The sequence below is a fragment of the Mucilaginibacter sp. PPCGB 2223 genome (assembly GCF_001705515.1).
Taxonomy (GTDB): Bacteria; Bacteroidota; Bacteroidia; order Sphingobacteriales; family Sphingobacteriaceae; genus Mucilaginibacter.
On sequence record NZ_MDJS01000001.1, the window covers coordinates 2,417,586 to 2,443,903 of the forward strand.

Annotated in this window: 30 protein-coding genes and 1 tRNA gene; 12 read left to right on the forward strand and 19 right to left on the reverse strand. The window is 46.6% G+C overall.

Annotation, left to right across the window (positions count from 1 at the left end; genetic code table 11):
• The first annotated feature begins 154 nt into the window (after positions 1 to 154).
• From BEL04_RS10485 to BEL04_RS10495, 3 genes are all read left to right on the forward strand, one after another.
• Complete coding sequence (locus tag BEL04_RS10485) at positions 155 to 949, forward strand: SDR family NAD(P)-dependent oxidoreductase (RefSeq protein ID WP_066003090.1); 795 nt, start codon at positions 155 to 157, stop codon at positions 947 to 949.
• Positions 950 to 1,362: 413 nt separating this feature from the next.
• The gene (locus BEL04_RS10490; protein ID WP_066003093.1) at positions 1,363 to 1,617 is read left to right on the forward strand and encodes a hypothetical protein; all 255 of its coding nucleotides are present in this window, start codon (positions 1,363 to 1,365) and stop codon (positions 1,615 to 1,617) included.
• Between the two features lie 229 nt (positions 1,618 to 1,846).
• A complete protein-coding gene (locus BEL04_RS10495) occupies positions 1,847 to 2,164 on the forward strand; it encodes a hypothetical protein (protein WP_066003096.1) in 318 nt (105 codons plus the stop codon).
• Positions 2,165 to 2,177: 13 nt separating this feature from the next.
• Here the strand turns inward: BEL04_RS10495 and BEL04_RS10500 are convergent, their stop codons facing one another.
• On the reverse strand, positions 2,178 to 2,651 hold the full coding sequence (locus BEL04_RS10500; RefSeq protein ID WP_175404046.1) for a hypothetical protein: 474 nt from the start codon (positions 2,649 to 2,651) through the stop codon (positions 2,178 to 2,180).
• A gap of 178 nt (positions 2,652 to 2,829) precedes the next feature.
• Positions 2,830 to 2,903, reverse strand: a tRNA-Ala gene (locus BEL04_RS10510).
• A gap of 492 nt (positions 2,904 to 3,395) precedes the next feature.
• Here BEL04_RS10510 and surE point away from each other — a divergent pair.
• Positions 3,396 to 4,169, forward strand: coding sequence for a 5'/3'-nucleotidase SurE (surE, locus tag BEL04_RS10515; protein WP_066003103.1), 774 nt, complete (start codon positions 3,396 to 3,398; stop codon positions 4,167 to 4,169).
• Here surE and BEL04_RS10520 read toward each other — a convergent pair.
• From BEL04_RS10520 to BEL04_RS10535, 4 genes are all read right to left on the reverse strand, one after another.
• The gene (locus BEL04_RS10520) at positions 4,156 to 4,638 is read right to left on the reverse strand and encodes a hypothetical protein (RefSeq protein ID WP_066003105.1); all 483 of its coding nucleotides are present in this window, start codon (positions 4,636 to 4,638) and stop codon (positions 4,156 to 4,158) included. The genes surE and BEL04_RS10520 overlap by 14 nt on opposite strands.
• Positions 4,639 to 4,643: 5 nt before the next feature.
• A complete protein-coding gene (locus BEL04_RS10525; protein ID WP_066003108.1) occupies positions 4,644 to 5,210 on the reverse strand; it encodes a hypothetical protein in 567 nt (188 codons plus the stop codon).
• A gap of 66 nt (positions 5,211 to 5,276) precedes the next feature.
• The gene (locus tag BEL04_RS10530; RefSeq protein ID WP_066003110.1) at positions 5,277 to 5,837 is read right to left on the reverse strand and encodes a hypothetical protein; all 561 of its coding nucleotides are present in this window, start codon (positions 5,835 to 5,837) and stop codon (positions 5,277 to 5,279) included.
• Between the two features lie 95 nt (positions 5,838 to 5,932).
• Entirely contained in the window at positions 5,933 to 6,493 is a 561-nt protein-coding gene (locus tag BEL04_RS10535) for a hypothetical protein (protein WP_066003112.1), read from the reverse strand.
• Positions 6,494 to 6,766: 273 nt separating this feature from the next.
• Between BEL04_RS10535 and lpxB the strand changes: the two genes are divergently transcribed.
• Positions 6,767 to 7,882, forward strand: coding sequence for a lipid-A-disaccharide synthase (lpxB, locus tag BEL04_RS10540; RefSeq protein ID WP_066003113.1), 1,116 nt, complete (start codon positions 6,767 to 6,769; stop codon positions 7,880 to 7,882).
• 60 nt (positions 7,883 to 7,942) lie between these two features.
• Here the strand turns inward: lpxB and BEL04_RS24275 are convergent, their stop codons facing one another.
• From BEL04_RS24275 to BEL04_RS10555, 3 genes are all read right to left on the reverse strand, one after another.
• Positions 7,943 to 8,101, reverse strand: coding sequence for a hypothetical protein (locus tag BEL04_RS24275; RefSeq protein ID WP_175404047.1), 159 nt, complete (start codon positions 8,099 to 8,101; stop codon positions 7,943 to 7,945).
• Between the two features lie 33 nt (positions 8,102 to 8,134).
• On the reverse strand, positions 8,135 to 8,314 hold the full coding sequence (locus tag BEL04_RS10550; RefSeq protein WP_066003116.1) for a hypothetical protein: 180 nt from the start codon (positions 8,312 to 8,314) through the stop codon (positions 8,135 to 8,137).
• Between the two features lie 235 nt (positions 8,315 to 8,549).
• Positions 8,550 to 9,767, reverse strand: coding sequence for an MFS transporter (locus BEL04_RS10555; protein WP_066003119.1), 1,218 nt, complete (start codon positions 9,765 to 9,767; stop codon positions 8,550 to 8,552).
• A 136-nt stretch (positions 9,768 to 9,903) separates the two neighbouring features.
• Here BEL04_RS10555 and BEL04_RS10560 point away from each other — a divergent pair, with 136 nt between their 5' ends.
• From BEL04_RS10560 to BEL04_RS10580, 5 genes are all read left to right on the forward strand, one after another.
• Positions 9,904 to 10,392 carry a low affinity iron permease family protein gene (locus BEL04_RS10560; RefSeq protein WP_066003637.1) on the forward strand — a complete coding sequence of 163 codons (489 nt, stop codon included), beginning with the start codon at positions 9,904 to 9,906 and terminating at the stop codon, positions 10,390 to 10,392.
• Positions 10,393 to 10,440: 48 nt separating this feature from the next.
• Entirely contained in the window at positions 10,441 to 12,069 is a 1,629-nt protein-coding gene (locus tag BEL04_RS10565) for an amidase (protein WP_066003121.1), read from the forward strand.
• A gap of 187 nt (positions 12,070 to 12,256) precedes the next feature.
• The gene (locus tag BEL04_RS10570; RefSeq protein ID WP_066003123.1) at positions 12,257 to 12,709 is read left to right on the forward strand and encodes a PA2169 family four-helix-bundle protein; all 453 of its coding nucleotides are present in this window, start codon (positions 12,257 to 12,259) and stop codon (positions 12,707 to 12,709) included.
• A 211-nt stretch (positions 12,710 to 12,920) separates the two neighbouring features.
• Positions 12,921 to 13,337: an SRPBCC family protein gene (locus BEL04_RS10575; protein WP_066003124.1), complete on the forward strand. Its 417-nt coding sequence runs from the start codon at positions 12,921 to 12,923 to the stop codon at positions 13,335 to 13,337.
• Between the two features lie 32 nt (positions 13,338 to 13,369).
• Positions 13,370 to 13,912 carry a DUF922 domain-containing protein gene (locus tag BEL04_RS10580; protein WP_175404048.1) on the forward strand — a complete coding sequence of 181 codons (543 nt, stop codon included), beginning with the start codon at positions 13,370 to 13,372 and terminating at the stop codon, positions 13,910 to 13,912.
• Between the two features lie 168 nt (positions 13,913 to 14,080).
• Here the strand turns inward: BEL04_RS10580 and bshC are convergent, their stop codons facing one another.
• The 7 genes from bshC to BEL04_RS10615 all read right to left on the reverse strand — a co-directional run bounded on the left by bshC (position 14,081) and on the right by BEL04_RS10615 (position 19,857).
• Positions 14,081 to 15,682, reverse strand: a complete 1,602-nt coding sequence (bshC, locus tag BEL04_RS10585; RefSeq protein WP_066003127.1) for a bacillithiol biosynthesis cysteine-adding enzyme BshC — start codon at positions 15,680 to 15,682, stop codon at positions 14,081 to 14,083.
• Positions 15,683 to 15,728: 46 nt separating this feature from the next.
• The gene (gene rimO, locus BEL04_RS10590; protein ID WP_066003130.1) at positions 15,729 to 17,063 is read right to left on the reverse strand and encodes a 30S ribosomal protein S12 methylthiotransferase RimO; all 1,335 of its coding nucleotides are present in this window, start codon (positions 17,061 to 17,063) and stop codon (positions 15,729 to 15,731) included.
• 219 nt (positions 17,064 to 17,282) lie between these two features.
• Complete coding sequence (gene ftsY, locus BEL04_RS10595) at positions 17,283 to 18,248, reverse strand: signal recognition particle-docking protein FtsY (protein WP_066003132.1); 966 nt, start codon at positions 18,246 to 18,248, stop codon at positions 17,283 to 17,285.
• A gap of 76 nt (positions 18,249 to 18,324) precedes the next feature.
• Positions 18,325 to 18,492, reverse strand: coding sequence for a DUF4295 domain-containing protein (locus BEL04_RS10600; protein ID WP_066003135.1), 168 nt, complete (start codon positions 18,490 to 18,492; stop codon positions 18,325 to 18,327).
• 31 nt (positions 18,493 to 18,523) lie between these two features.
• Positions 18,524 to 18,706: a 50S ribosomal protein L33 gene (gene rpmG, locus BEL04_RS10605; RefSeq protein ID WP_066003137.1), complete on the reverse strand. Its 183-nt coding sequence runs from the start codon at positions 18,704 to 18,706 to the stop codon at positions 18,524 to 18,526.
• 88 nt (positions 18,707 to 18,794) lie between these two features.
• Positions 18,795 to 19,028 (reverse strand): 50S ribosomal protein L28, encoded by a 234-nt coding sequence (rpmB, locus tag BEL04_RS10610; protein WP_066003139.1) that lies wholly within the window; start codon positions 19,026 to 19,028, stop codon positions 18,795 to 18,797.
• Positions 19,029 to 19,152: 124 nt separating this feature from the next.
• The gene (locus BEL04_RS10615) at positions 19,153 to 19,857 is read right to left on the reverse strand and encodes a hypothetical protein (protein ID WP_066003142.1); all 705 of its coding nucleotides are present in this window, start codon (positions 19,855 to 19,857) and stop codon (positions 19,153 to 19,155) included.
• 120 nt (positions 19,858 to 19,977) lie between these two features.
• Here BEL04_RS10615 and acs point away from each other — a divergent pair, with 120 nt between their 5' ends.
• Entirely contained in the window at positions 19,978 to 21,885 is a 1,908-nt protein-coding gene (gene acs, locus BEL04_RS10620; protein ID WP_066003144.1) for an acetate--CoA ligase, read from the forward strand.
• 71 nt (positions 21,886 to 21,956) lie between these two features.
• Positions 21,957 to 22,313: a hypothetical protein gene (locus BEL04_RS10625; protein ID WP_066003150.1), complete on the forward strand. Its 357-nt coding sequence runs from the start codon at positions 21,957 to 21,959 to the stop codon at positions 22,311 to 22,313.
• A gap of 263 nt (positions 22,314 to 22,576) precedes the next feature.
• Here the strand turns inward: BEL04_RS10625 and leuS are convergent, their stop codons facing one another.
• From leuS to BEL04_RS10640, 3 genes are all read right to left on the reverse strand, one after another.
• Positions 22,577 to 25,435 carry a leucine--tRNA ligase gene (gene leuS / locus BEL04_RS10630; RefSeq protein ID WP_066003151.1) on the reverse strand — a complete coding sequence of 953 codons (2,859 nt, stop codon included), beginning with the start codon at positions 25,433 to 25,435 and terminating at the stop codon, positions 22,577 to 22,579.
• Between the two features lie 157 nt (positions 25,436 to 25,592).
• Positions 25,593 to 25,784: a hypothetical protein gene (locus BEL04_RS10635; protein WP_066003153.1), complete on the reverse strand. Its 192-nt coding sequence runs from the start codon at positions 25,782 to 25,784 to the stop codon at positions 25,593 to 25,595.
• Between the two features lie 174 nt (positions 25,785 to 25,958).
• Complete coding sequence (locus BEL04_RS10640) at positions 25,959 to 26,159, reverse strand: hypothetical protein (RefSeq protein WP_066003156.1); 201 nt, start codon at positions 26,157 to 26,159, stop codon at positions 25,959 to 25,961.
• Between the last annotated feature and the right edge of the window lie 159 nt (positions 26,160 to 26,318).

Below are 26,318 nucleotides of genomic sequence, written 5' to 3' on the forward strand. Positions count from 1 at the left end.
ACGCATACAGATCCGAAGTCAGAGACTTTGGACAGCACTAATAACAACCATCCCTCTGTTAACAACCCCAAAAAAGTCCCTTCATTGTCAACTTTAAAGGCTGCCGTATGTTATCCAAACATTTTGCTTTTCCTTTGAAAAAAATCAAATAGCTATGAATCTCGAACTAAAAAATAAGACTGCTTTTATCAGCGGTTCGACGGCGGGCATAGGCTTTGCCATTGCCGAAAGTTTATTGCGCGAGGGCGCTTCGGTGATCATCAACGGCCGCACACCCGCCAGTATCGATAAGGCGGTTGCCGAATTAAAACAGGTGAGCAACGAAGCTGATGTAAGGGGCATCGCAGCCGACTTTTCGAAACCCGAAGAGGTGTACGAACTGATCGGCAAACTGCCCGATGTGGATATCCTGATCAATAACGCCGGGATATTTGAGCCCAAGGCTTTTACCGATATCCCCGACGAAGACTGGTTTCGTTTTTTTGATGTGAACGTGATGAGCGGCGTGCGGCTCTCGCGCCACCTGCTGCCCAAAATGCTGGCCAAAAACTGGGGGCGCATCATTTTTATATCGAGCGAATCGGCGGTGTTTATCCCCGACGAGATGATCCATTACGGCATGACGAAAACTGCGCAGCTTGCCGTGAGCCGCGGCCTGGCCGAACTGACCAAAGGGACAGGCGTTACCGTAAACTCGATATTGCCGGGGCCCACACGCTCGCGCGGAGTGGAAGGGTTTATCGAAGATATGGCCAAATCGGGTAACACGTCAACCACCCAGGTTGAAACCGACTTTTTTAAAAATTTGCGGCCCACATCGCTCCTGCAGCGCTTTGCTACGGTAACCGAGGTGGCCAATACGGTAACGTATTATGTGAGCCCTCTGGCTTCGGCTACCAACGGGGCAGCTATCCGGGTTGAGGGCGGGTTGATCCGGTCGATACTGTAAAAATCTTGTTTATTAAAAATCCGCAGGCCTAAAAAACTGCGGGTTTTTTGTTATTTCTCCCAAAAAATCCGTATATTGTATGTTTAGCCAAAGCATTCGAAGCTGAATGCGTTACACCTTCACAACACACATGGGTATACCCATTAATACCCATGCCGTACCCATGTGCCCGATGGGTATGGAATACTGAAAAAGTGCATTTGGAGCTAATGGAAGAGGATAAAACCGGAAATACTGTTGAAATACCCATAAATACCCATGTGCGGGACAATAGAATCAGGCGACAAGAGTTTTTCGAAATCGCATAAATTCAGGGGCTTAAAGCATCCGTGACCGCTGTGCCGTTTTGTGGTTGCAAGCATTTTAAATACATTTGCTTACTGACCCATTTTTATAAACCAACAGCCGGATAAATGACTGATAAACAAGTTACGCTTGCACAGATACGCTATAATACTGACAGTGACGGACAAACGCTATGCTGGCGGCTGATACTCGACGGCCAGGAAGTATTGGTAGAATCGGTAAATATCGAAGCCCCGGTATTTACCTCGCGCGACTGGATGGAAGACATCGAACGGTTTAAGCACCACATCTCCGTACGCAACTGCTGCGTTACCATTAACGCCGCCGGCGAAGCGATCATAACCTCGCCTGATAACTCCTAAGACTTATATTTTTGCTATAGCAAGCTGGCCCGGCGTTTAACCCCCGCCATAAAAATTAAAAAATTGCGGCTTTGTTCCCGGCTTTTTTGCTTATATTTAATATATAATCCTTACAGCCAATATCAATTGACCTAAATAAAGTTCGAACTAATTAAATCTTTTATACCACTACGGCGTTATAAATTATAACCCGAACCGGATTTGTTTTTTAATATAATTGATTTCAATCATGAGCCAGCTAAGCGAAATAAAATGTCCTGTTTGCGCTCAATGGAGCAACTGGACTGGTAAAGTAGATGCAAAATGCCCGCACTGCGGTGCACAACTCGAACCTGAACATCTTAAATACGAACAGGAGAAAAAGGCCCGCACCGAACAAACCAAAGAGAGTAGTTACCTGATTATCAAGGATACCGACGATACCATCGTTCAAATGGGCAAACAATTTGTAAACTGGCTGCGATGGTCGACCTTTTTTGGCATATCGGTCATCTATTTTTTTGTAGCGTTGATGATCCTCGTATTCGGCGTGGTTGCGTTGGTGTAAGAAATGATATCGCCTACTTTTTAAGTATAAATATACGCTCGATAGTACCGGGCGTTATGCCATCAAATAAAGTTGAGGTAGTGCGGTGAAAGGTAAACGCTGCAGGGGTTAGCCGGGTTATTTTGCAAGGCAAAACCTGGTTGTTCGCAGCGATCATCTCAAAAGTGGTATCCGATTTTAGGACGTAAGTACCGCTGCTTGCGGTCAGATCGGGAGCCGTATTACCAAAAGTGAACGCCTGGCTCCAGGTGCCATCGTTATTGAATTGAAAATAAGAAACAACACCGGGTTGCATAGGGTACAACTGTGTACCCCTGACATATCCTGTAGTATCGCGAAAAACAGAGATCAAGGAGTCGAGCCTCCACGTACCCGAAATTTTATTGCCAGTTGTGCCTGAGGAAGAGGGATCGGGCATTGTTTTTTTACAAGCCACAAAAGCACATACAACGGTCAGCAAAACGGGTATTGTTATCGATTTTCGCATAAGCATATTACTTGTTGTACTTAATAAGCTATTGATCAATGGTACATACTGCATTTTGGGCCGCGGGGTTGCCTGCAACGCTGATTAACAAATTGTTAGTTTAATTAATGCGCGGATTTATCCATGATCTAAAATAAAAAAAGCTTCACGAAAAAATCGTAAAGCCTTAATTTTTTAGTGGAGAATATCGGAGTCGAACCGATGACCTCTTGCATGCCATGCAAGCGCTCTAGCCAGCTGAGCTAATCCCCCGTTGCGGGTGGCAAAAGTAATAAAAAAGTCTTTCCGTACAAATTATTGTTTAATAAAAAACCGGTTGTCTGTAAAACAGTAAAGCCTCCTGATGGGCAGGAGGCTTTTACTAACCAATTATAAACCTAAATTATGAGAAGACTTTTCTAAAACAATCAACATTGCTGTTGATTTGATGGTGTAAAAGTAACACTTATGTAAACATGGTGCAAATTTTTTTTGTAATAAAACTGTCACAAACAAAACAATTTTATAAATAGTCTACTATTTTAGTATGACTTTCGTAAAAATTTTAACAAATATTTAACACTTTCAAAACGATGGCTTTATAAGAGACAGATCATACTGCAGTTATATCCCACCTGAAAAAAACTTGTTAAAAGCTAATAAATATCATTCTCAGCAGTACGGAGAACTGCCAGGATAAACAGAAAATCCTGGATAAAAAATTATTTGTTCTGCAAGGGCTCCTGATCGTTACCTTTGCCCTATATGAAAACCAAACCTACCATACTTGTAGTAAACGATGATGGCATAACTGCGCCGGGTATAAAAGCGCTTACCGAAACCATGCAGGGCATAGGCCATGTAGTAGTAGTTGCGCCCGACAGCCCGCAATCAGGCATGGGCCATGCCATCACCATTGGTAAACCGTTGCGGCTCGACAGGGTTGATATTTACGAGGGTGTCGAAATGTACCGCTGCTCGGGCACCCCGGTTGATTGTGTTAAACTCGCCGTCACCAAAATATTTAAAGGTAAAAAGCCGGATCTGTGTGTATCAGGTATCAATCATGGTTTAAATAATGCCATCAACGTTTTGTATTCGGGCACGATGTCGGCAGCTGTAGAGGGCGCTATCGAAAGTATTCCATCCATCGGTTTTTCGCTGGATGATTATACGCTCGAAGCTGATTTTAGCCATTGCCTTAAGTTTGTTAAAACTATAGCCCTGCAGGTACTGCAAAACGGCTTGCCGATAGGCACGCTGCTTAACGTCAACTTTCCGAACACTAAAGATATCAAAGGGGTTAAAATATGCCGCCAGGCCAACGCCAAGTGGGCCGAAGAGTTTGACGAGCGGCTCGACCCCTACAAGCGCCATTATTACTGGCTTACCGGCGTGCTCGAAAACAACGATAAAGGCGAAGATACCGACATCTGGGCGCTCGATCACAATTATGCATCGGTAGTACCCGTGCAGTTCGATCTCACGGCGCATCACGCCATCCCCACCTTAAACAGCTGGAGCTTTAGCGTTTCTTAGCGGAATAAAAATTACTGGTAAAAATAGATAAGGGCACACCGATCATCACAATAAGTATCAAACAGTTGATGATAACCTGCTTTGCGTGTATATGGCCTGCGGGTGTTTTAGTTAAAGGAACAACTATCAAATTCATCAATAACCATATACCTATACCGTACAATACCCCGATCAGTATATTATTCTGACTTGCCCCACCCAGGCGCGGGTATAAAACAATAAACAAGGCTGTAAAAAAGTACGCTATAGCATAGTGTATCAACAAGCCGCATACCACCATCTCGGTGCCACCGTTAAATGCAGATACACCAAACAAAGATGTAGCAATATATTTCAATACGAATATAGGGCCTTTGTCAAACGACAGATAAGCATTGGCAAATGCCGCCAGGATATCTAAAGTACCTACCAACAAACCGCACCACAAAACAGTTACGGCTACGCTTGCTTTACTTTTTTTAGCTGTCATATTGCTTACTCTTTATAATGCGTCAGGTCGAAATCGATGCCACCGGGGTTACCTTTAAATTTGCATATCAACGGCATATTCGGATTGTTCAATATCCATACCTCAACTTTGCCATTAGCAGTAACTGCATGGTAAACATCGATGGGTTTATCGTTAACCTGTAGTGCTTCGGTGGTTTGATTAACCGTAAACTTTGCCCTGTTAATGGCAAGCTGCCGGGTTTTCAGCATATCGCTAAACGCTGCTTTTGATATGAACATAATGGTTTCGCTATCGCCAAACTGGGTATCGGTACCGGGCATAGGTTCTTCAAGGCGCATTTTGGTGCCGCTTTCCAAAGCTTTAGCAGGGATAATAAAGCTGCCCGTTCCCAACCCGGTGAGCGTCCATTTCAGCTTCATCGGGTCGTTCATCGATATAAAGTTAAGCGTAAGGGGTATTTGCTGGCCTGTTGCTGTAGAAATTACGGTGTAGTTAAGCACGCTGCCAACGCCAATCTGGGGCACAATGTTTTGCGCAGCGGCTATCCGGATAGCAAAAAGCATAAAAACAAACAGGCCGGTTTTTTTCATAGTGTTAAATGTAATTATATTTCTACAAATACAATAACACTGCAAAAAACAAGCGGCCTGCTTATCTTATTTTATATAGTCAATTTCCAGATCGACACCTTCCGAACCGTTTTTGGTTTTGCAGATGAGCGGAAAATCGGGGTTATTCAAAATCCAAAGTTCGGTTTTGCCGTTAGCCGCCTGGGCGTGTATCACATCAAGCTGCTTGTTGCCGATCTTTATATCCGATAACTGGTTCTTGCTCAGCACGTATTTCACATCGCCAAACTCCATCTCCTGTTTCTGGGTGATGTCCTTAAAAGCATCCTTCGAAATAAAGGCCAGGGTTTCGGTTTCGGGGAGTTCGATGTTGGCATTAGGCTCGGGCGACTCCAGGTGCATCCCTATTCCGCTTTGCAGGCTTTTAGTGCTCATCACATAGTTGCCCGATCCGTAATCTTCAACGTGCCATTTCATTTTCAGCGAGTCGCGCGTGGCGCTCAGCGTTAACGAAAAAGCTACTGCCTGGTCTTTTAACGAGATGGTGTAGCCCATCTCGGTTCCGCTCTTAATTTGCGGAACAAACTTTTGCGCCAATGCGGCCTGGCCGGTAAGCGCGAGTAACAAGCATCCGTAAATTTTTTTCATGCCCCGAAATTAGGCACGGCCTGTTAAGGGCAGATTAACAAAAGGTTGTCTTTCGGTGCTGTTGAAAAATACTGTTTATGTTGATAACCAACGGCTTACTGTATGCTTACCAGGTTAAGGTCGGTACCGTCGGCGTTGTTTTTGGTGCGGCATATCAGCGGGAAATCGGGGTTGTTCAGCACCCACATCTCTCCTTTACCGTTGGTAGCCACCGCGTGTATCACATCAAGCGCCTGGTTGTTGATTTTAATATCGGCAGTATCTGTCGCTGCAACGCTGTATTTAATATCGTTGTATTCAAACTCTTTGGTTTTCACCAGGTTGTTAAAGGCGTTTTTTGATATACAGGCCACGGTTTTGTAATCGGGTAGTTTGGTAAGCACATCTGGCTCGGGTGCTTTAAAATCCATCCCTTTACCGCTTTCAAGTGCCTTTGCCGACATTTCGTACGACCCCTGCCCGTAACCGTCAATGCTCCAGTCCATTTTAGTCGGGTTGCCAAGGCTGTTAAACGTCAGTACCATAGGCAGCGATTGCCCATCGCTGCTGTACACGTAGTTGATCACGCTGTTCGATTTGATCTTCGGAACTATCTTTTGTGCAAACGCCGTAGCACCCAGTGCCATAGCGGTCATGATGAACGCGAGTTTTTTCATTTTCTTTTTAAAGGTCGATCGTTGCTGTTTAATTCAATCAATTAGACTGCCAAAGGCTTCCGGGGTTGAACTTGTAACCGAATTGTTATCCCACCAGATTACAATCAACTAAAAAACAAGCCATTATACAAACGCGGTCGGATCAATTCAATACGCCCAAATTACAACATGCCTTTGTGTTACGCAACCATAAAAATTACAGCTGCATAGTGCAGGTGGTAAAATATTTTACATTTTTGCTTTCGCGATGAACAGCACACAAAACCATATAGCATGCGATATTACCTGGTAGCCGGCGAAGCCTCGGGCGACCTGCACGGCGCCAACCTGATGAAAGCGTTGAAGGAGCGCGACCCGCAGGCCGGTTTCCGCTATTTTGGTGGCGACCTGATGCAGGCCCAGGGCGGCAGACTGGTAAAACATTATGCCGATATGGCCTTTATGGGTTTTGTTGAGGTGGTGGCCAATCTGCCCGCTATTTTAAATAATTTAAAAACCTGTAAACAGGATATCCTGAAATATCAGCCCGATGTACTGATCCTCATCGATTTCCCGGGTTTTAACCTCAAGATAGCCTCATTCGCCAAACAGCAGGGCATTAAGGTTTGCTATTACATATCGCCCAAGGTTTGGGCCTGGAACCAGAAGCGCGTACTCAGGATCAAACGCGTGGTCGACCACATGTTCTGTATCCTGCCGTTCGAGGTTGATTTTTATAAATCGTGGGGTATGGATGTGGATTATATCGGCAACCCGCTTTTGGATGCCATAGCCGCTTTTAAGCCCGACCCTGGTTTTATAGCAAACAGTTTGCTTACCGATAAACCTATCGTGGCCCTTTTGCCCGGCAGCCGCAAGCAGGAGATCAATTACCTGCTTCCGCTGATGGTATCCGTCGCCAAACAGTTTCCGCAGTATCAATTTGTGATTGCGGGAGCGCCATCGTTTAATATCGCATTTTATAACCGGTTTTTTACGGGTAGCGCCCCTATCCCGGTGGTGTTTAACAATACGTATAATTTACTGAGCAACGCCCGAGCGGCTATCGTAGCATCGGGCACCGCAACGCTCGAAACCGCTTTGTTTAACGTGCCGCAGGTTGTGGTTTATAAAGGGAACGCGCTAACTATAGGTATAGCCAGGGTGCTCATCAAAATTGGTTTTATATCGCTCGTAAATTTAATTATGGACCGGCTGGTGGTGAAGGAACTGATACAGGGCGATTATAACGAAGCAAACGTTAAAACCGAGCTGCACAACCTGTTGCATGATCAGGATTACCGCCAGGCCATGCTTAAAAGTTATGACGAACTCGACGCGCGGATGGGCCAGCCCGGCGCATCGGCCAAAGCAGCCGCACTGATCGTAAAATTCACCTCAAAAAAATAGGCCCCGTGGAGATATCCCCGGGGCCTGATGTTTTCAGAGGTAGATGAAAATATATGATGATCAGGCAACCGATAGGTTAGTGGCCTGGTGGATGCGGCTTAATATTTTTGTTTTGGCAGCTTTAATGGCTTTCAAATCATTCATCAAAAGTGCTTTTAATTCCCTGTCGAAACGATTGATCATTTTCTGGGTTACCGGTGTTGATTTTATAGCTTTCATGGTCAGTTTGTTTTTAAGGTTATCGTTTGATTTTTAATGTTGTTGTTTCTTTATTTCTTCGCTATCGGTCAGGTTATCGTTTCTTCTCTTGGCCTCTTCAAACTGACGCTCGATTTGCTCTTTCTCCCGCTCATCTGACGGGGCTTCCGGGTTCGCCGGGTTTTCCCATGTCTGATCGTCGGCAGCAGGTACGCTTTTCTTGACAGTTTCCATCGTTGTATCCTTTCGTGGATACTATTGCCAAATAAATGCCAATCATCGCTAAAGCGGCCCGGTTTTTTTGACTGATTTACGTACCAGCGGTTTAAAGCGATTTTTTAAACCGTTCGATAAATCGTTCCGCGGTTATCCCGCCCGGAAAATAGTTTGTAAAAAGCTACACCGTGTCGGCGGTAGTGGTCAATGATTAATGAAAATGTGCAGATGTGCAAATGATAAGGACCGCTTTCTATTCGACGGTCATAACTGTTTCCTGATCGTGCACAATGCTGTGACTGAATACATGGATGAGTAAAGCAAGGGCCGAAAACGAACCGCCCATTATGCAAACGCCCGTCCATTGGTAATCGTTCCACAACAAGCTGGCGATATACGTACCAAACGCTCCGCCTAAAAAATACGATACCATGTAAACCGTATTGAGCCGGTTACGGGCCTCGGGCCTTAAAGCAAATATCATGATCTGGTTGCTGATGTGGGTCGATTGCACCCCCATATCCAGCAGGATAACGCCGATAACCAAACCCACCAGGCTATGGCTCGATAAACCGAATATGATGAACGAAAGCACCACAAGCGATATTGCCAGTGTGATAACGTGGTGGGGGTTCATCTTATCGCTCACACGCCCCATCACCGATGCGCCCAGCGCGCCGAATACGCCTACCAGGCCAAACATACCCGCCATTTGGCTGCTGCCACCAAATTGCGGTTGCTTGAGCAGAAAGGTGAGCGTGGTCCAAAAAGCGCCGAAGCAGGCAAAACATAATGCGCCGCGAACTGCTGCCAAACGCAGTTTAGGTTCTTCCTTAATCAGCGTAAGCAGCGAGCGCATCAGGGCGCCGTAATTGCCTTCATACTGGGGCTCTATTTCGGGCAGCATCAAAAACAACAGCAGCCAGATCACCAGCATCAAACCCGCGGCAATTAAAAACATGCCCCGCCAGCCAAAGTGAAAACCTATGAAGCCGCTAACCGTTCGCGAAAGCAAAATACCGATTAACAAGCCGCTCATTACCACGCCCACTTTTTTACCCCGCTCGTGCGGCCGGGCCAGGTGGGCCGTCATGGGTACCAGCATCTGCGGTATGGTGGATGAAGCGCCTATCAAAAAACTGGCCGCCATTAATATATTGATCGTTGGCGAAAACGCTGCCAGCAATAGCGCCATCACAATAAAAATAAAATCCACCATCATCAGCTTTTTGCGCCTCTTCATATCGGCCATAGGTACAATGAGCAGCATACCGGTGGCATAGCCCATCTGCGTAAGCATCGATACCAGTTGCGCTTTATCTTCGCCGATATGAAAGGTGACCGATATCTGCCCGAGTAAGGGCTGGTTATAGTATAAATTGGCTACTACCAAACCAGTGGCTATGGTCATTACCCAAAGGATGACATTAGTGAGCTGAGGGTGCTCATGTTTTTCGGCAGAGGTATTCATGCCGCAAATAACTACAATTAGCTTTTACCCGTCGATATTGGGTTTGTTTTTTGACGATTTACAGATATATCCCTGCTCATGCGGCAAAAACTATACAGCGTATAAATTGTTTAGCACTAACCAAACTTTTTATGTTATGAACCCTAATGACGATATTAAGGAGAAAACCTCCAGATTTGAGCGGATCAGCACCGTTATCATCAACTTCAGCGCTACCAGCGCCATGTTTGGTATAGCCTCAGGGCTGGTATTGATATGGCTCGTTACGGGGCCGGTGTTCGCCTACTCTAACACCTGGCTGCTTATTGTCAACACCGGTACATCCATCATTACCTTTTTGATGGTGTTCCTCATCCAGCGTTCGCAAAATAAAGAGTCGATAGCTGTACAATTAAAACTGAATGAGCTCATCGCTGCCAACAACTCGGCCAGTAACCGCCTGCTCAACATCCAGGACCTGAGCGAAACCGAATTAAATACCCTGTACGAGCATTACCGCAAACTGGTCGAACTTACGCAAAAAGCGCCATCCAACACCCAGAGCCATTCGGTCGAAGAAGCGATCATATTGAACGAAGAACTGGATGCCGCAAATAAAGCAGAGCAAGAGAAAGCCGAAGAATAATTTTGTTGTTATATTTATAGGGTATATCAGTACCTTATCCTATAAAATATGCTCCGTAAAGACTTTATCAAAGCGGGCTCGCTGGCGGGCCTGGCTTTAACATCGGTTCTGGCCGCATCGTGCAACACCGCTCCCGCCCCTGCCGAACAGCAAAAAGACAGCAACGACAACGATACCACGGATAACTTTGAACTGAACGAGATTACGATTGCCGCTTTGCAGGATAAAATGAAAAGCGGCGAATACACCGCCCGCTCAATTGCCGAACGCTATTTAAAACGCATTGAGGCTATTGATAAAAAGGGGCCAAAACTCAACGCCGTTATTGAGCTCAACCCCGATGCGCTGCACATTGCCGATAAACTGGATAAAGAACGCCAGGCCGGGAAACTGCGCGGGCCGATGCATGGCATACCTGTGCTCATCAAAGATAATATCAACACGGGAGATAAAATGATGACAACCGCCGGGGCACTGGCGCTTAAAGGCAACCACGCGCCCGATGATGCATTTATTATTAAGCAATTGCGCGCCGCAGGCGCGGTAATACTGGGTAAAACCAATCTGAGCGAGTGGGCCAACTTCCGTTCGAGCCGCTCGACCAGCGGCTGGAGCAGCCGCGGCGGGCAAACGCGCATGCCGTACATTCTCGATCGCAACCCCAGCGGGTCGAGCTCGGGCACAGGCGCGGGCATCGCGGCAAACTTATGCGCCGTGGGTATCGGCACCGAAACCGATGGTTCTATCGTATCCCCATCGTCGGTAAGCGGGCTGGTTGGCATCAAACCTACAGTGGGTTTACTGAGCCGTTCGGGCATCATCCCTATCTCCAAAACACAGGATACCGCCGGCCCGATGGCGCGCACCGTTGCCGATGCAGCTACTTTGCTAAGTGTTTTAACCGGCGTTGATGCAAATGATCCGGCTACAGCCGATAGCAAACCTGAAAAAGATTACACAGTATTTTTAGATAGCAAGGGGTTAAAAGGTAAACGCCTCGGATTCGAAAAATCCTTCCTCAAAGGCGCCAACGAGGATGTGGTTGCTTTGCTGAACAAAACCATTGATGTGCTCAAAGCGCAAGGCGCAACAATTGTTGAGATCGACCTGCTCGGCAAGCTGAAAGATATGGGCAAGGCCGAGTTTACGGTTTTGGTGTACGAGTTTAAGGATGGTTTGAATAAATACCTGGCAGGCTCTACCAATCAAATCAAAAACATTAAAGATGTGGTAGAGTTCAACAAAAACAATAAGGATAGAACCATGCCTTATTTTAAGCAGGAAACACTGGAACTTGCCCTTACCAAAGGCGACCTGAACAGCAAAGAATATCTCGACGCCCTGAAGATCAGCCGCGACGGTACGCGCAAAGCTATCGACACCGTTATGAAAGAAAGCAACCTTGATGCGATTTGCGGCACCACCAACGGGCTGGCCTGTACCATCGATCTGGCCAATGGCGATTACGATACCGGATTTTCGTTCTCCTCGCCTGCTGCCATGGCCGGTTACCCGCATATTACCGTGCCGATGGGTGCGGTGCACCATTTGCCTATCGGTTTTTCATTCTTCGGCAAAGCATACAGCGAAGGTGAGCTGATTAAGTTAGCTTATGCTTTTGAACAGGCTACCAACTGCCGCCAAAAACCCGAATTTGTCAAGAATTTACTGGGGTAACAGATAAAACCCGATGTCTTACTGAGCACGTCGAAGGTAGCGTGATGGCTTGCCTACCCTATTTCGGCAAGCTCATCATGATACACCCGGCTGTTTTATCTCATTATAATTTCTCTAAAAGAAATTAAATTAATCAAAACATTACATTTGCGCTTTGGTTGTAGATAGTATAAACAACAGAAATACTATGGAAACCAAGGAAGCAACAATCGATGTACTGAACGACCTGGTTCAGATCAATAACGACCGTATAGCGGGTTACGAACGTGCGATAAAAGAAGCCGGCGACGAAAATGCCGACCTGAAAGAGGTCTTCAGCCGTTTTATTGCCGACAGCCACCAATGCAAAATGGAACTGGGTACCGAGATTCAGGCCCTGGGCGAAGATATGGATACCGGCAGCACCACAAGCGGTAAAATTTACCGCGCCTGGATGGAGGTCAAAGCTGTATTTACCGGCAACGGCCGTAAAGCTATTTTAGAGAGCTGCGAGTACGGCGAAGATGCCGCCCAGCGTGCTTACCGCGAAGCTTTGGATGACGATGAACTGCCGGCCTTCCTGCGTGAGATCATCACCCGGCAACAAATGCGCTTACGAAGCGACCACGACGAAATTAAGGCTATGCGCGATGTCGCATAATTGAGGTAAGTAAGATTGAATGGCCGCCTGTTATTGCTCATAGCAGGCGGCTTTTTTGGCTGGTTTTATAATTGCCGTTTGCTTCATCAAGATCAGCCTGTTTGAGCTGATAAAAGCTATTTTCAAAAAAATAACAAACAAATAACATTTGTGTAAGTATATATCTTGCCGATTTTTTGTAAATCGCTGTATAAACCAATATCAAGAAGTTATGGCTACCAGGATCACTGTCGAAGCAACCGTTAATGCACCTATAGGCCGGGTGTGGGAATACTGGAACGAACCGGAACATATCACAAAATGGGCCTTCGCATCCGACGACTGGCATTGTCCGGCAGCCGAAAATGACCTGCGCAAAGGCGGTACCTTCAGCTCGACCATGGCTGCGAAAGATGGCAGCTTCAGCTTTGATTTTGGCGGTGTATACGATGATGTGGAAGCCGAGGAGTATATTGCCTATACTATTGGCGATGGCCGGAAGGTAACGGTTAAGTTCTCTTCGGAAGATGGCCACAGCACCCATATTGTTGAAACCTTTGAAGCCGAGGGCACTAACCCGGTAGAAATGCAGCAAGCCGGCTGGCAGGCTATTTTAAATAATTTTAAGAAGTATACGGAAGGGAAATGATATTAATGGCTCCCGTTAGTATTTCAAGAATAATGGTAAAGACTTTATTTTTGATGTTTTTCTCTTTTTCGTTAACCACATCTAATCTGCTTGCACAAAACAATTATAAGAAATGGGAAAAAGATTCATTATTAACGTGGAGTGATTTTAAGGGTACGCTTGATACACCAAGCTCTTTTGGCGCGATGACGAACTGGCACATGCCGTATTCATATCATTGGTCGTTAAAGAACGGGATTTATACCCTGAAATTTAAAGTGGAGGGAGCGATTGATAGGAGCAGATCATGGAGCAAAGCTGATAAGCAAACAAATGCTTTACTGGCACATGAACAATTACACTTTGATATCAGTGAAATATTTGCGCGTGAATTGTTTATTGAACTAAATAAAAAGGCCTATACAGCAAATTATAAGAATGAAGTTTTAGATATTGTAGCAAGTGTATTTAAGTCGGCAACAGAGATGCAGCAGAAGTATGACGAAGAGACAGATCACAGCAAAAACAAAATAAAACAAGCTGAATGGGAGTTGTACGTTAAACATTTATTGGAAACGGCACCCGAGATAAAATGAATAGCCAAGCCTGCACTTTTTCTACGGGCGTCATTGCTGTAAGGTATGAAGCGCTCTCCACGCTATAAGGTGCGGCAGGATGTTGTCGATTGTCCTTTGTAGAAATTGCTTCACTATCGTTCGCAATGACGCGTGGAAAGCTATGGACCATGGACTATCGACTATGGGCTATTCCGTCAGCACCGTAAACTTAAATTCCAGCGGTTCGAAGTTTTCGATCAGATCGGTAATCAGTTGCTGTCCCCATTTTACGTAAAAGGGGCCGAAGTTCTGGCTGCGCTCCTGTAAGCCACCGCCGGGGAAGAGCGCTTGTTTAAACTTATCGATTTGCTCCAGGCGTACCTCGTGGTTCCGCTTTTCGGCTTTGAGCATCTTGCGTTCGAGGCTTTCGATGGCGTGTTTCAGGCGCGCGCGGATAGCATCGGTTGATGGGGCAAGCGTAGCATCGATGTGCGCGGCATGGGCCTTAATTTTTTCAAAAACACCAAGCATTTCCAGCCACTCGGCATTGAGGGTTAGGTTTTGTTCGGTATGTTGTTTTACCCATCCGGTTTTTAAAGCGTCGGCGGGTTTAAAAATATCGGCGATCATAAAACCTGTATTTTTGATGTGCGATGCAACTTCCTTAGTCACCAACATGCCCGAATTGCGCAGGATCAATACCGGGAAACCGATGCCATAATGATCGAAGTTTGATTTTAACTCGAGCCAGTAAACCACTTCGGCACCGCCGCCAATGTAAGCTAAGTTTGGCAGTATTACTTCCTGGTAAAGCGGGCGCATCACTACGTTGGGGCTAAACCTTTCGGGGTGTTGCTCTATTTCGGTGCGGAGTTCGGCTTCGGTAAAACGGATATCCGAACCTAAAACTTCGTAAACGTTGTTTTCGAAAACAATACGTTCGCGCAAACCATCCAACAAGTAAAAGAAATTGATCTCGCGCGGGTTAACCTGGATGTGTACGCCCAGCTTTTGCAGCGCGGCGTTACTATCGGATATGTGCTTAAAGCTGTTTTGCCCGATGATATCCTGCTCAATTATCGGCGCGAACTGTTGTTTTAAACGGGCATCGTCGGCATCGATAATCACTAAGCCATATTCGCCGAAAAGGGCATTGACCAGGTAGCGGGTGGCATCGGCCAGTTTATCAAATCTGGTATAAGCTGTCTCCACAATTTCGGCCAGTTGGGGCGCATTGCCTGCCAGGCCTAAAACACCTTTGTATTGGTTAAGCGCCTGGCGGATGGTTTTGGTGGCTAAACGGCCGGTAGCGCCTGCGGCTTCCATTGGCCACTCTATTTTTTTATCGCCTGTTTTGGTGTGGTTGATCTCGGCAAAATCGTGATCTTCGGACGCCATCCAGTAAACGGGAACGAAATTTTTATCCGGGAAACGCTCCTTCAACTGTCGCGCAAGCTTAATGGCTGTGGCGATCTTAAAGATAAAATACAACGGACCGGTAAAGATATTCAATTGGTGACCGGTTGTAATAGTATAAGTATTATTAGCGCGGAGCGCTTCAATATTCTGCGTAGACAGAACTGATAACTCACTACTGACCACCGACAACCGATTATACTGTTCAGTTAAAACCTCAACCAGAACCTCACGATCGGCAGTTACTTTTTTGGTTTTGAGCAATTGTTCAAAGCCTTCAAACGTGGGACGATGGCCGTAAAATGGTGCAAGAGCAGGATCGTTATCCAGGTAGTCGGTTATGGTTTTCGAAAAAAAACCGGTGTCGGCATAGTTGATACAGTGAGCATCCATTGCCCCAAATGTAAAATCATTAAAGTAATTACACCGTATGTGTAAATTATTTTACAATTTGTCCATAAAGGTCAAAGTCTTCGGCGGTATCTATCTTCACATTTACAAAAGTGCCTGCGGTAGCGTAGTGTTTGCTGGCATCGATCAATACCTCGTTATCTACCTCGGGCGAATCGAACTCGGTGCGGCCGACAAAGTACGCCCCTTCCTTCTTATCGATCAGCACTTTATAAGTTTCGCCAATGCGCTCCTGGTTCTTCTCGAACGAGATGCCTTGCTGCACTTCCATTATGGCGTCCGAGCGCTCCTGTTTTATTGCTTCGGGCACATCGTCTTCCAGTTGGTGAGCGTGGGTTTTTTCTTCGTGCGAGTAGGTAAAGCAGCCCAAACGGTCGAAACGGGTATCTTCAACCCATTGCAGCATTTCTTCAAAATCCTGTTCGGTTTCGCCGGGATAGCCGGTTATCAGTGTGGTGCGCAAAGCCATGCTGGGCACTTTATCGCGGATGGCGTTTACCAGGTCGATCGTTTTTTGTTTGGTGATGCCCCGGCGCATCGATTTGAGCATGTTATCACTGATGTGCTGCAAAGGCATATCGAGGTAATTGCAGATGTTTGAGCGTTCGTTCATCACATCCAGAATCTCCATCGGGAAGCCGGATGGATAGGCATATTGCAGGCGGATCCATTCGATACCCTCAACATCACTCAATCGACGCAATAATTCGTCGAGATTACGTTTTCCATACAGGTCGAGGCCGTAGTAGGTTAAATCCTGTGCGATCAGGATCAACTCCTTAGTGCCGTTTTTGGCTAAGGATCTGGCATTGTTCACCAACTCGTCCATCGGAGTGCTCACGTGCTTGCCGCGCATTAGCGGGATGGCGCAGAACGAGCATGGACGGTTACAGCCCTCGGCAATTTTAAAGTAAGCGAAATGCGATGGCGTGGTGAGCAAGCGTTCGCCGATAAGCTCGTGCTTATAATCGGCGCCAACGCTGTGCAGCAGGTTTTGCAGATCGTTGGTGCCAAAGTAATTATCCACGTTGGTGATCTCGGCCTCGAGCTCGGGTTTGTAACGTTCGGACAGGCATCCGGTAACGATAACCTTGCCTACCTTGCCCTGTTCCTTCAGCTCGGAGTATTGTAAGATGGTATCGATGGATTCCTGCTTGGCGTTATCGATGAAGCCGCAGGTATTGATCACGATGATATCATCGCTGCGCAGGTTGCCGCTCTCGTGTACTACATCAAATTGGTTGCCTTTAAGCTGGCCCATCAGCACTTCGGAGTCGTAGATGTTTTTGGAGCAGCCTAAAGTAACTACATTGACACGAGGTTTTGCGGTTGGAGTGGTTGGGATGATATTTTTTGTTCTCATTACTTGCTTCTTCTAAATGTCATTGCGATCCCGATGTATATCGGGAGAAGCAATCCCTGAGGACATGTCGCCGACCTTTCTCTGGGATTGCCACGTCATCGCTGCTTTCAGCGCGCTCTTCCTCGCAATGACATGGGGGAGAGAGGCTTTGAATATATGCAAGGTGCCTTACGAGCCGTCCTTCTACAAGCTCAGGATGACAGCCTGCGCTCTTTGTTATTATTGTTTGAATAGCGAATCCACGAAGGCTTTACGGTCAAACAATTGCAGGTCATTCATGCCTTCGCCTACTCCGATGTATTTTACGGGTATTTTAAACTGATCGGATATGCCGATGACTACGCCGCCTTTTGCTGTTCCGTCTAATTTTGTTAGTGCTAAAGCGTTCACATCGGTAGCCTGGGTAAACTGTTTGCATTGCTCGATGGCGTTTTGGCCAGTCGAGGCATCTAACACCAGCAGTATTTCGTGCGGTGCATCGGGCACTACCTTTTGCATCACGTTTTTGATCTTGGTGAGCTCGTTCATCAGGTTTACCTTGTTGTGCAAGCGGCCGGCAGTATCGATAATGGCTACGTCATCGCCATTGGCCACAGCCGATTTTAAGGTATCAAACGCTACCGAAGCCGGATCGCTGCCCATGGCCTGCGCTACCACGCGCACGCCAACACGCTCTCCCCAAAGTTTGATCTGGTCGACAGCCGCCGCGCGAAAAGTATCGGCAGCGCCTAACACTACACTGTTGCCGGCAGCTTTGAGCTGATGCGCCAGTTTGCCGATGGTGGTGGTTTTGCCTACGCCGTTCACGCCAACCACCATAATGACATAGGGTTTGTGGTTGCCGTATTCAAAACTGGCAAAATCGTTGCTGTTGTTTTCGGCCAGCAGTTGCTGTATCTCGTCGCGCAGCAGGCCGTTCAGCTCGGATGTGCCCACGTATTTATCCCGGGCAACGCGGGTTTGTATGCGCTCAATGATCTTGAGGGTGGTGGCCACGCCTACGTCGCTGGTAACAAGTACCTCTTCCAGGTCGTCGAGCACGTCGTCATCAACGGTCGATTTGCCGGCTACGGCTTTGGTGATCTTTGAAAAAAAGTTCTCCTTGGTTTTTTCTAAACCGGTATCGAGCGCCTGCTGCTCCTGCGGGGTGCTTTCCTTTTTCTTAAAAAAATCAAATAATCCCATCGGTTGGAAAATGCTAATAACAAAAAAAGCCCTCCCGGTAATAGCGGAACGGCTTTAATATTTTTGTGTAAATGAATTACTGACCTTTTGTGCCGGCAGCAATTGCATCTTTAATGCCGTCGTTGTGCACAATTACTTCTTTAAAAGAGTAAGCACCTGTTTTTGGCGATTTAGCCATGGTGATCACTTTCGAAAACTCTTTACCTTTACCTGTGTTCAGGGTTGCAACTACTTTCTTTGCCATGTTGTATTGTTATAGTTAGTTTAAAAACTAATTATTTAATCTCTTTGTGAACGGTTACTTTACGTAAAATAGGGTTGAATTTTTTCAACTCTAACCTTTCGGTTGTATTTTTCTTGTTCTTGGTAGTGATGTAGCGAGACATGCCCGGCTGACCGCTGGTTTTATGCTCGGTGCACTCTAATATCACCTGAACTCTGTTGCCTTTTTTTGCCATTGCTTTATAATGTTATGGAGTTATCAAATTTTGCCGGTTATGCAATTATTGATCGTCAATAACGCCTGCCGCCAACCAATAACTGCTATTAAATGTATCCTTGTTTTACAAACTTGTTAATGCAAGCAGTTATACCGTTTTTGCTGATAGTTTTAATAGCAGCAGCGGAAACTTTTAAAGTGATCCATTTATCTTCTTCTGGTATATAAAACTTTTTAGTTTGCAGGTTAGGATGAAATCTGCGTTTGGTTTTAACGTTCGAGTTAGAAACGTTATGGCCGTTCATCGAGCTTTTTCCTGTTAGATCACAAATTCTTGACATGACTAATCAAATTTTAATGTTGCCCCTCTTGTAAAAGGGACTGCAAATATCAGGATATTAAGTCAATAATTCAATAGCGGATGTAAAAATTTTTAAAATTCTTTTTCGATGAACAAAAACGCAGTTAATCGGCGTATTTTATTTCACGAAAACTGTAGTGTGCAAGTTTATGATCTTTGTTTAGCCATACTACTGTAGTCCAGTTGCCTTTATCATCGAAGGCTTCATATTCAAAATAATTTAAGGTATGGTGCCAATTACGACCTTCCTGCGCTGTTTCTATTACCCGGCCGTTTTCATCGTATTTACAAATATCCTCAACCATAAAATTATCATGATAATAGGTAAACTGGTTTATCATGTTTCCGTTTGCATCATAATGTTTTTTGGTCTCGGTCCAGTAATTACCGGGAGAAATGTATTCGTCTTTTACCGGACGCCCTTGCTTGTCAAAGCTGATGGTGCCTTTGGCATCATCCTTATCCCGCATCCACGTAACTTTTACCAACCGGCCACTATGGTTATAATGATAGGTATAGTAGGTGTGCCATGTTCGATATATCTCTTTTGATAAAGCAGCGGTATCTGAGCGATGTGAATCGTACATCCGGCTGTTGTCCTCGCGTATGCACTGGCCTTCGTTATCAAATATTTGCTTAAATATTACAGTATCAACGGTGAAGTTTGGTTGGGGATAAAGGTCTTTAGTAACTATAGATGATACTTTACCGTTTATCCTGACATTGTTGTGAATATTGATTACATATTGTGCATAGCTGCAATTAACGATGCCGATAAAAATAGATAGTAGGAGTAGGCTATGCTTCATGTAGCTGTTTTATTGGCTGGATAACATCATTCAATAGTTAAAGATATAATAAACTATACGTCTTTAGTAGGAAATTACTAATTTAACGCCGTCTAACCAACCAACAATCAAAAACCCGCAATGAATCTTAAAGTATCCTCATTCGACGAGTATAAGCAAGTTTATAAACAAAGTGTTGAGCAGCCCGAGCAATTTTGGGATGGCATAGCCGAGAATTTTTTATGGCGCAAAAAATGGGATAAAACCCTGGAGTGGAACTTTAAGGAGCCGAACGTAAAATGGTTTCAGGGTGGTAAGCTCAATATTACCGAAAACTGCCTCGACCGCCACCTGGAAACCCTGGGCGATACCCCGGCCATCATCTGGGAACCGAACGACCCGAGTGAAGATCATCGTATACTCACCTACCGCCAGTTGTTCGATAAAGTTTGCCAGTTTGCCAATGTGCTTAAAAATAATAATGTAAAAAAGGGCGACCGTATCTGTATCTATATGCCCATGGTGCCCGAACTGGCCATCGCCATCCTGGCCTGCGCCCGTATAGGCGCGATCCATTCGGTCGTGTTTGGCGGTTTTTCGGCGCAATCCATCGCCGACCGTATCCAGGATGCCGATTGCTCGCTGGTCATCACCTGCGATGGCGCTTTCCGCGGCGCTAAGGATATCCCACTGAAAAACGTGATCGACGATGCGCTGGTTACCTGCCCCTCGGTTAAAAAAGTAATTGTGCTTACCCGTACCCGCACGCCTGTTGCCATGCTGAAGGGCCGCGACGTATGGTGGGAGGATGAGATCAAAAAAGTAGAAACCCAGCGCAACACCACCTGCGAGCCCGAAGAGATGGATGCCGAGGATATGCTGTTCATCCTGTACACCTCCGGCTCGACCGGCAAGCCCAAAGGTGTGGTGCATACGTGCGGCGGCTATATGGTTTACGCGGGTTACACTTTTGCCAACACCTTTCAGTACGAACCGGGCGAAGTATATTTCTGTACGGCCGATATCGGCTGGATAACCGGTCACTCATATATCGTTTACGGGCCGTTATCGCAAGGCGCTACCAGTTTAATGTTCGAGGGGATACCAACCTTCCCGAATGCGGGCCGCTTTTGGGATATCGTAGCTAAATTTAAAGTAAACATCTTATATACCGCGCCAACGGCCATCCGCTCACTGATGAGCTTTGGTGACAGCTTTGTTGAAGGTAAGGACCTGAGCTCGCTTAAAAAGCTGGGCACCGTAGGCGAACCGATCAACGAAGAGGCATGGCACTGGTACGACGAAAAGGTAGGCCACGGCAAGTGCCCTATTGTAGACACCTGGTGGCAAACCGAAAACGGCGGCCACATGATCACGCCTATCGCCGGCATTACCCCTACCAAACCGGGTTACGCCATGCTGCCCTTGCCGGGGATACAGCCGGTGCTGGTCGATGAAAAGGGCGAGGTTATTGAAGGTAACGGCGTGAGCGGCAACCTTTGTATCCGTTTCCCGTGGCCGGGGATGATACGCACCACCTATGGCGACCATGAGCGTTGCCGCCAGGCATACTTTGCCACCTACCCGGATATGTACTTTACCGGCGATGGCTGCCTGCGCGATGAGGACGGTTACTACCGCATTACCGGCCGTGTTGACGATGTGCTGAACGTATCGGGCCACCGCATAGGCACTGCCGAGGTAGAGAACGCCATTAACATGCACAGCAGCGTGGTCGAATCGGCCGTGGTAGGGTACCCGCATGATATTAAGGGCCAGGGCGTTTACGCGTTTGTGGTTAGCCCCAACGTACACGGCAATGAAGACCTGACACGCAAGGATATCATCATGACGGTATCGCGCATCATCGGCGCTATTGCCAAACCCGATAAGATACAGTTTGTAAGCGGCTTGCCTAAAACACGGTCGGGCAAAATTATGCGCCGTATATTGCGCAAGATAGCCGAAGGCGAAACTTCGAACCTGGGCGATACTTCGACATTGCTCGACCCTGGTGTGGTTGAGGAGATCAAAAGCGGGGCCTTATAAGAATAAAATCAAGAGGCAAGAGCCAAGAATCAAGAGTGGCACTGGCAGTAGCAGTGTAGCATGTGTTAAAAATGAGCGTTGAAACTATTACATTATACAGGCCCGTTGGCCCGAAGGAGCTGGCTTTGATCGAAGCTTCGGGTTATAAGCGTTTTCCGAAAAGGCTGATGCAGCAACCGATATTTTACCCGGTGATGAACGAGGAATATGCCATTCAGATAGCACGCGACTGGAATGTTGGCGCATCTGGCTCGGGCTATGTTACCAAATTTGATGTGGCGAAAAGTTACATAGATAAGTTTGTAGTGCAGAATGTAGGCGGCCCTATCCATAATGAGTTGTGGGTGCCTGCCGAAGAACTGGAAGAGTTTAACGATCATATTGCAGGGCTGATAGAGGTGACGAAAAGCTTTTTCGCCGAAAAGTGATGCCGCCTGCACCTGTGGCGTTATCACCAACAACAAAATGATAAGCTTGCCGGGATAGCACCTGCAAGAGGCGGTGATCGCCCCATCGGGGACAGATTTGTATGGTTGAGGAGTTACTCCATCCCGATCGGCTGTGAGAAATCTTCTGCTTCAAACCGATCTGCAGCAGAAGATTTTTTCGCACACACAGTCAGGGCACTATCCCGCTCAAGAGATAGTTCTCAGTCGTTCCTCCTTCGATATGACAATTACTGGAAAAAGTGTTACACCACAATATTGATGATCCTGCCTTTAACCACGATCACTTTTTTAGGCGCTTTACCGTCGAGGTATTTTTGAACGTCGACGTTGGCCAGTACCAGGTCCTCAACTTCTTTACCTTCGATAGCTAAAGAGATACTGAGGTTCATACGGGTTTTGCCGTTGATGGATATAGGGTAGGCAAACTCGTTTTCGACCAGGTATTCGGGGTTAAATTTAGGGTACGGCGCGTACGATAAGGTGCCTGCGGCGTTACCTAACAATACCCAAAGTTCCTCGCAAATGTGCGGCGCGTATGGCGACAGGATGATGACCATATCCTGCAGGATAGCGCGCTTGTTGCATTTCAGGTCCGTCAGTTCGTTAACGGCGATCATGAAGCTGGATACCGAGGTGTTGAACGAAAAACGGTCGATATCCTCCTCTACCTTACGGATGATCTTGTGCAGCGATTTGAGTTCGGCTTTGGTTGGCTCGGCATTGCTGATGTTGAGCTCCCAGGCATCGGTATGGAACAAACGCCAGAATTTACGCAGGAATTTGAACACACCTTCGATGCCGTTGGTGTTCCAGGGTTTGCTTTGCTCCAACGGGCCCAAAAACATCTCGTACATGCGCAGGGTATCAGCGCCGTAACGCTCGGCTATATCATCGGGGTTAACTACATTGTAGTAGCGTTTGGACATTTTTTCGACCTCGACACCGCAAACGTATTTGCCACCTTCAAGAATAAACTCGGCATCTGCAAACTCCGGGCGCCAGGCTTTGAATTTATCGAGGTTTAAAATATCATTCTCTACAATGTTAACATCAACATGGATAGCCGATGTATTGTATTGGCCTTTTAAGCCGTAACTTACAAAGGTGTTGGTGCCACGTCCTTCCGCATCAATCAAACGATACACAAAGTTCGATCGGCCCTGTATCATACCCTGGTTAATGAGCTTTTTAAAAGGCTCTTCTTCAACCACCAGGTTCAAATCTTTTAAAAATTTGTTCCAAAAACGGCTGTACAACAAGTGCCCGGTAGCGTGCTCACTGCCGCCGATGTAGAGGTCGACATCCTTCCAGTATTTGATCGCATCCGCGGAAGCGAAAGCATCATTGTTTTGGGCATCCATATAGCGGTACCAGTACCAGCTTGATCCGGCCCAGCCGGGCATGGTAGAAAGTTCGTATGCATAGCCAGCCCCCTCTAAAGTCTCCCCAACTGGGGGAGATTTAGAGGGGGCTGCCGCTGGCTTGTACATCCAACCTTCGGCACGGCCCAGTGGCGGTTCACCGGTTTCGGTGGGCAGATATTTATCTACTTCGGGTAATATTAAAGGCAGTTCGCTTTCGCTGATCAAATGCGGCAAACCGTTCTTAAAGTAAACGGGTACCGGTTCGCCCCAGTAACGCTGGCGGCCAAAAATGGCATCGCGCATGCGGTAGTTGATCTTGGCGTAGCCCATGCCCATTTTTTCCAGTTCGGCAATTACGGTTTGGGTTGCTTGTTTGTACTCCATGCCGTTGATGAAACCCGAGTTGATGTATTTACCTTCTTTGGTAGGGTCGGCCTCGGTTTCGATGTTCTGGATATCGATGATGGGGATGATGGGTAAATTAAAATGTTTGGCAAACAGGTAATCGCGCTGATCGCCACTGGGCACGCCCATTACCGCACCGGTACCATAGCCTGCCAGCACGTAATCGGCAATCCAGATAGGTACGCGCCCGCCGTTTACGGGGTTGATCACGTAGCTGCCGGTAAAGGCGCCGCTTACGGTTTTGGTATCGGCCATACGGTCGAGCTCGCTTTTCTTTTTGGTTTGGGCGATGTAAGCATCAATATCGGCTTTTTGTTCGGGTGTGGTTAGTGCCTGAACCAATTCGTGTTCAGGGGCGATAACTAATACAGTTACTCCAAAAATAGTATCGACACGTGTTGTAAAAACTTCAATATAACTTACCGTTTTCGACTCAGGACTCAAGACCTGAGACTCCAGACTAAACTTCACCATGGCGCCAACGCTCTTACCTATCCAGTTGCGCTGCATTTCTTTCAAAGGTTCGGGCCAGTCGATGGTATCTAAACCTTGCAACAGGCGCTCGGCATAGGCGGTGATGCGCATGCTCCACTGCATCATCTTTTTTTGCTCAACAGGGTAGCCGCCGCGTTCGCTAAAGCCGTCTTTCACCTCGTCGTTGGCCAATACGGTGCCCAGGGCCGGGCACCAGTTTACGGTACTTTCGCGCAGGTAGGTGAGGCGGTATTTTAACAGTTCGGTTTGCTGTGCTTCGAAGCTCATGGCTTTCCACTCGGCAGCGCTAAAGCTCAGGGTGTCATCATCGCTAACTGCATTGATGCCTGCCGAACCGTTGCTTTCGAAGTGTTTTACCAGTTCATCAATACTTTGGGCTTTATCGGCAGTTTTGTTGTACCAGCTATTGAAAAGCTGCATGAATATCCATTGCGTCCATTTATAGTAGGATGGATCGCTGGTCCGCACCTCGCGGCTCCAATCGAACGAAAAGCCGATCTGATCTAACTGGCGACGATAAGTGGCAATGTTGGCTTCGGTGGTGATGGCCGGGTGCTGCCCGGTTTGTATGGCGTATTGCTCGGCCGGCAAGCCAAACGAATCGTATCCCATTGGATGTAATACGTTAAAACCTTTAAGGCGCTTGTAACGCGAAAATATGTCGGACGCGATATAGCCCAGCGGGTGGCCAACGTGTAACCCCGCGCCCGATGGATATGGAAACATATCCAGCACGTAGTATTTGGGTTTCGACGAGTTGTTATCTGCCTTAAAAGTTTGGTTAGCGGCCCAAAATGCCTGCCATTTTTTCTCTATATCTTTAAATTGATAATCCATTTTCGCGTGTAAAGGGTATTGAACTGCGAAAATAGTAAAGTTTGGGTTAGTATCGAGTAGTTAGTATCAAGTAACAAGAAATTAAGGAGATATCGTGATTTGCTCTTTTGCAGAAGCGCAGCTCCAAATTGTACTTCAGGTTAGCTGAAACTCACAATTACTTCCGATCGCCCGGATGCACGGGTTGTTCTTCTTTTTCGTGTTTCTGGGTGATATCGCCGGTATGAGGTTCTTTGCCTTTGTATTGTTTATCCTGCTTTTTTACGATGCTTTTATGGCCTTCGTCGTGCGGGCGATGGGTTGGGGTATCGGCAGGCGATGGTTTATTGGGGTTGTTGGCTGGTTTCATGGTGTTTGTTTATTGGGATAACGGTCGGGACGGGAAAGAGTTTTGTTTGGTGAGTAGTGAGTTGTGGATAGCGAGTGGTAAATGAAGCAGATTCATTTTGATGAGGTGGCAGCTATCCAACATTGCATTTTCTCAACGTTTCAACCCTGCAACTTTCCAACCTTCAAACATCTCTTAAACAATAGTTAAATTATTGAGGGTGAAATCCATTTCCCGGAGGATGACCTCGACCTGTTTGCGGCAAAGCCGGTGGAACTTGCTGCAGCAGCAGTTGATCTGTAATTCGTCGCCCAGAGTATCAACAATGGGGTGTATATCGTGATCGGGGCAAAGCAGGTTTTCGATATTGGGTTTAATTGTTTCGGCTAATTTCATATTCGAACAGATGTGTTGATGTTTTAACAGGTTAAGAAAGTAATTGTTTTGGTTAATTTATTTTAACCGATGGTTAGGTTGTGCGAGGCTGCGTTAGGGATAGTATCCCTGCCTGCCGGCAGGCAGGGATACCGGCCATGTGGCTAAGGCCCTGTGCAG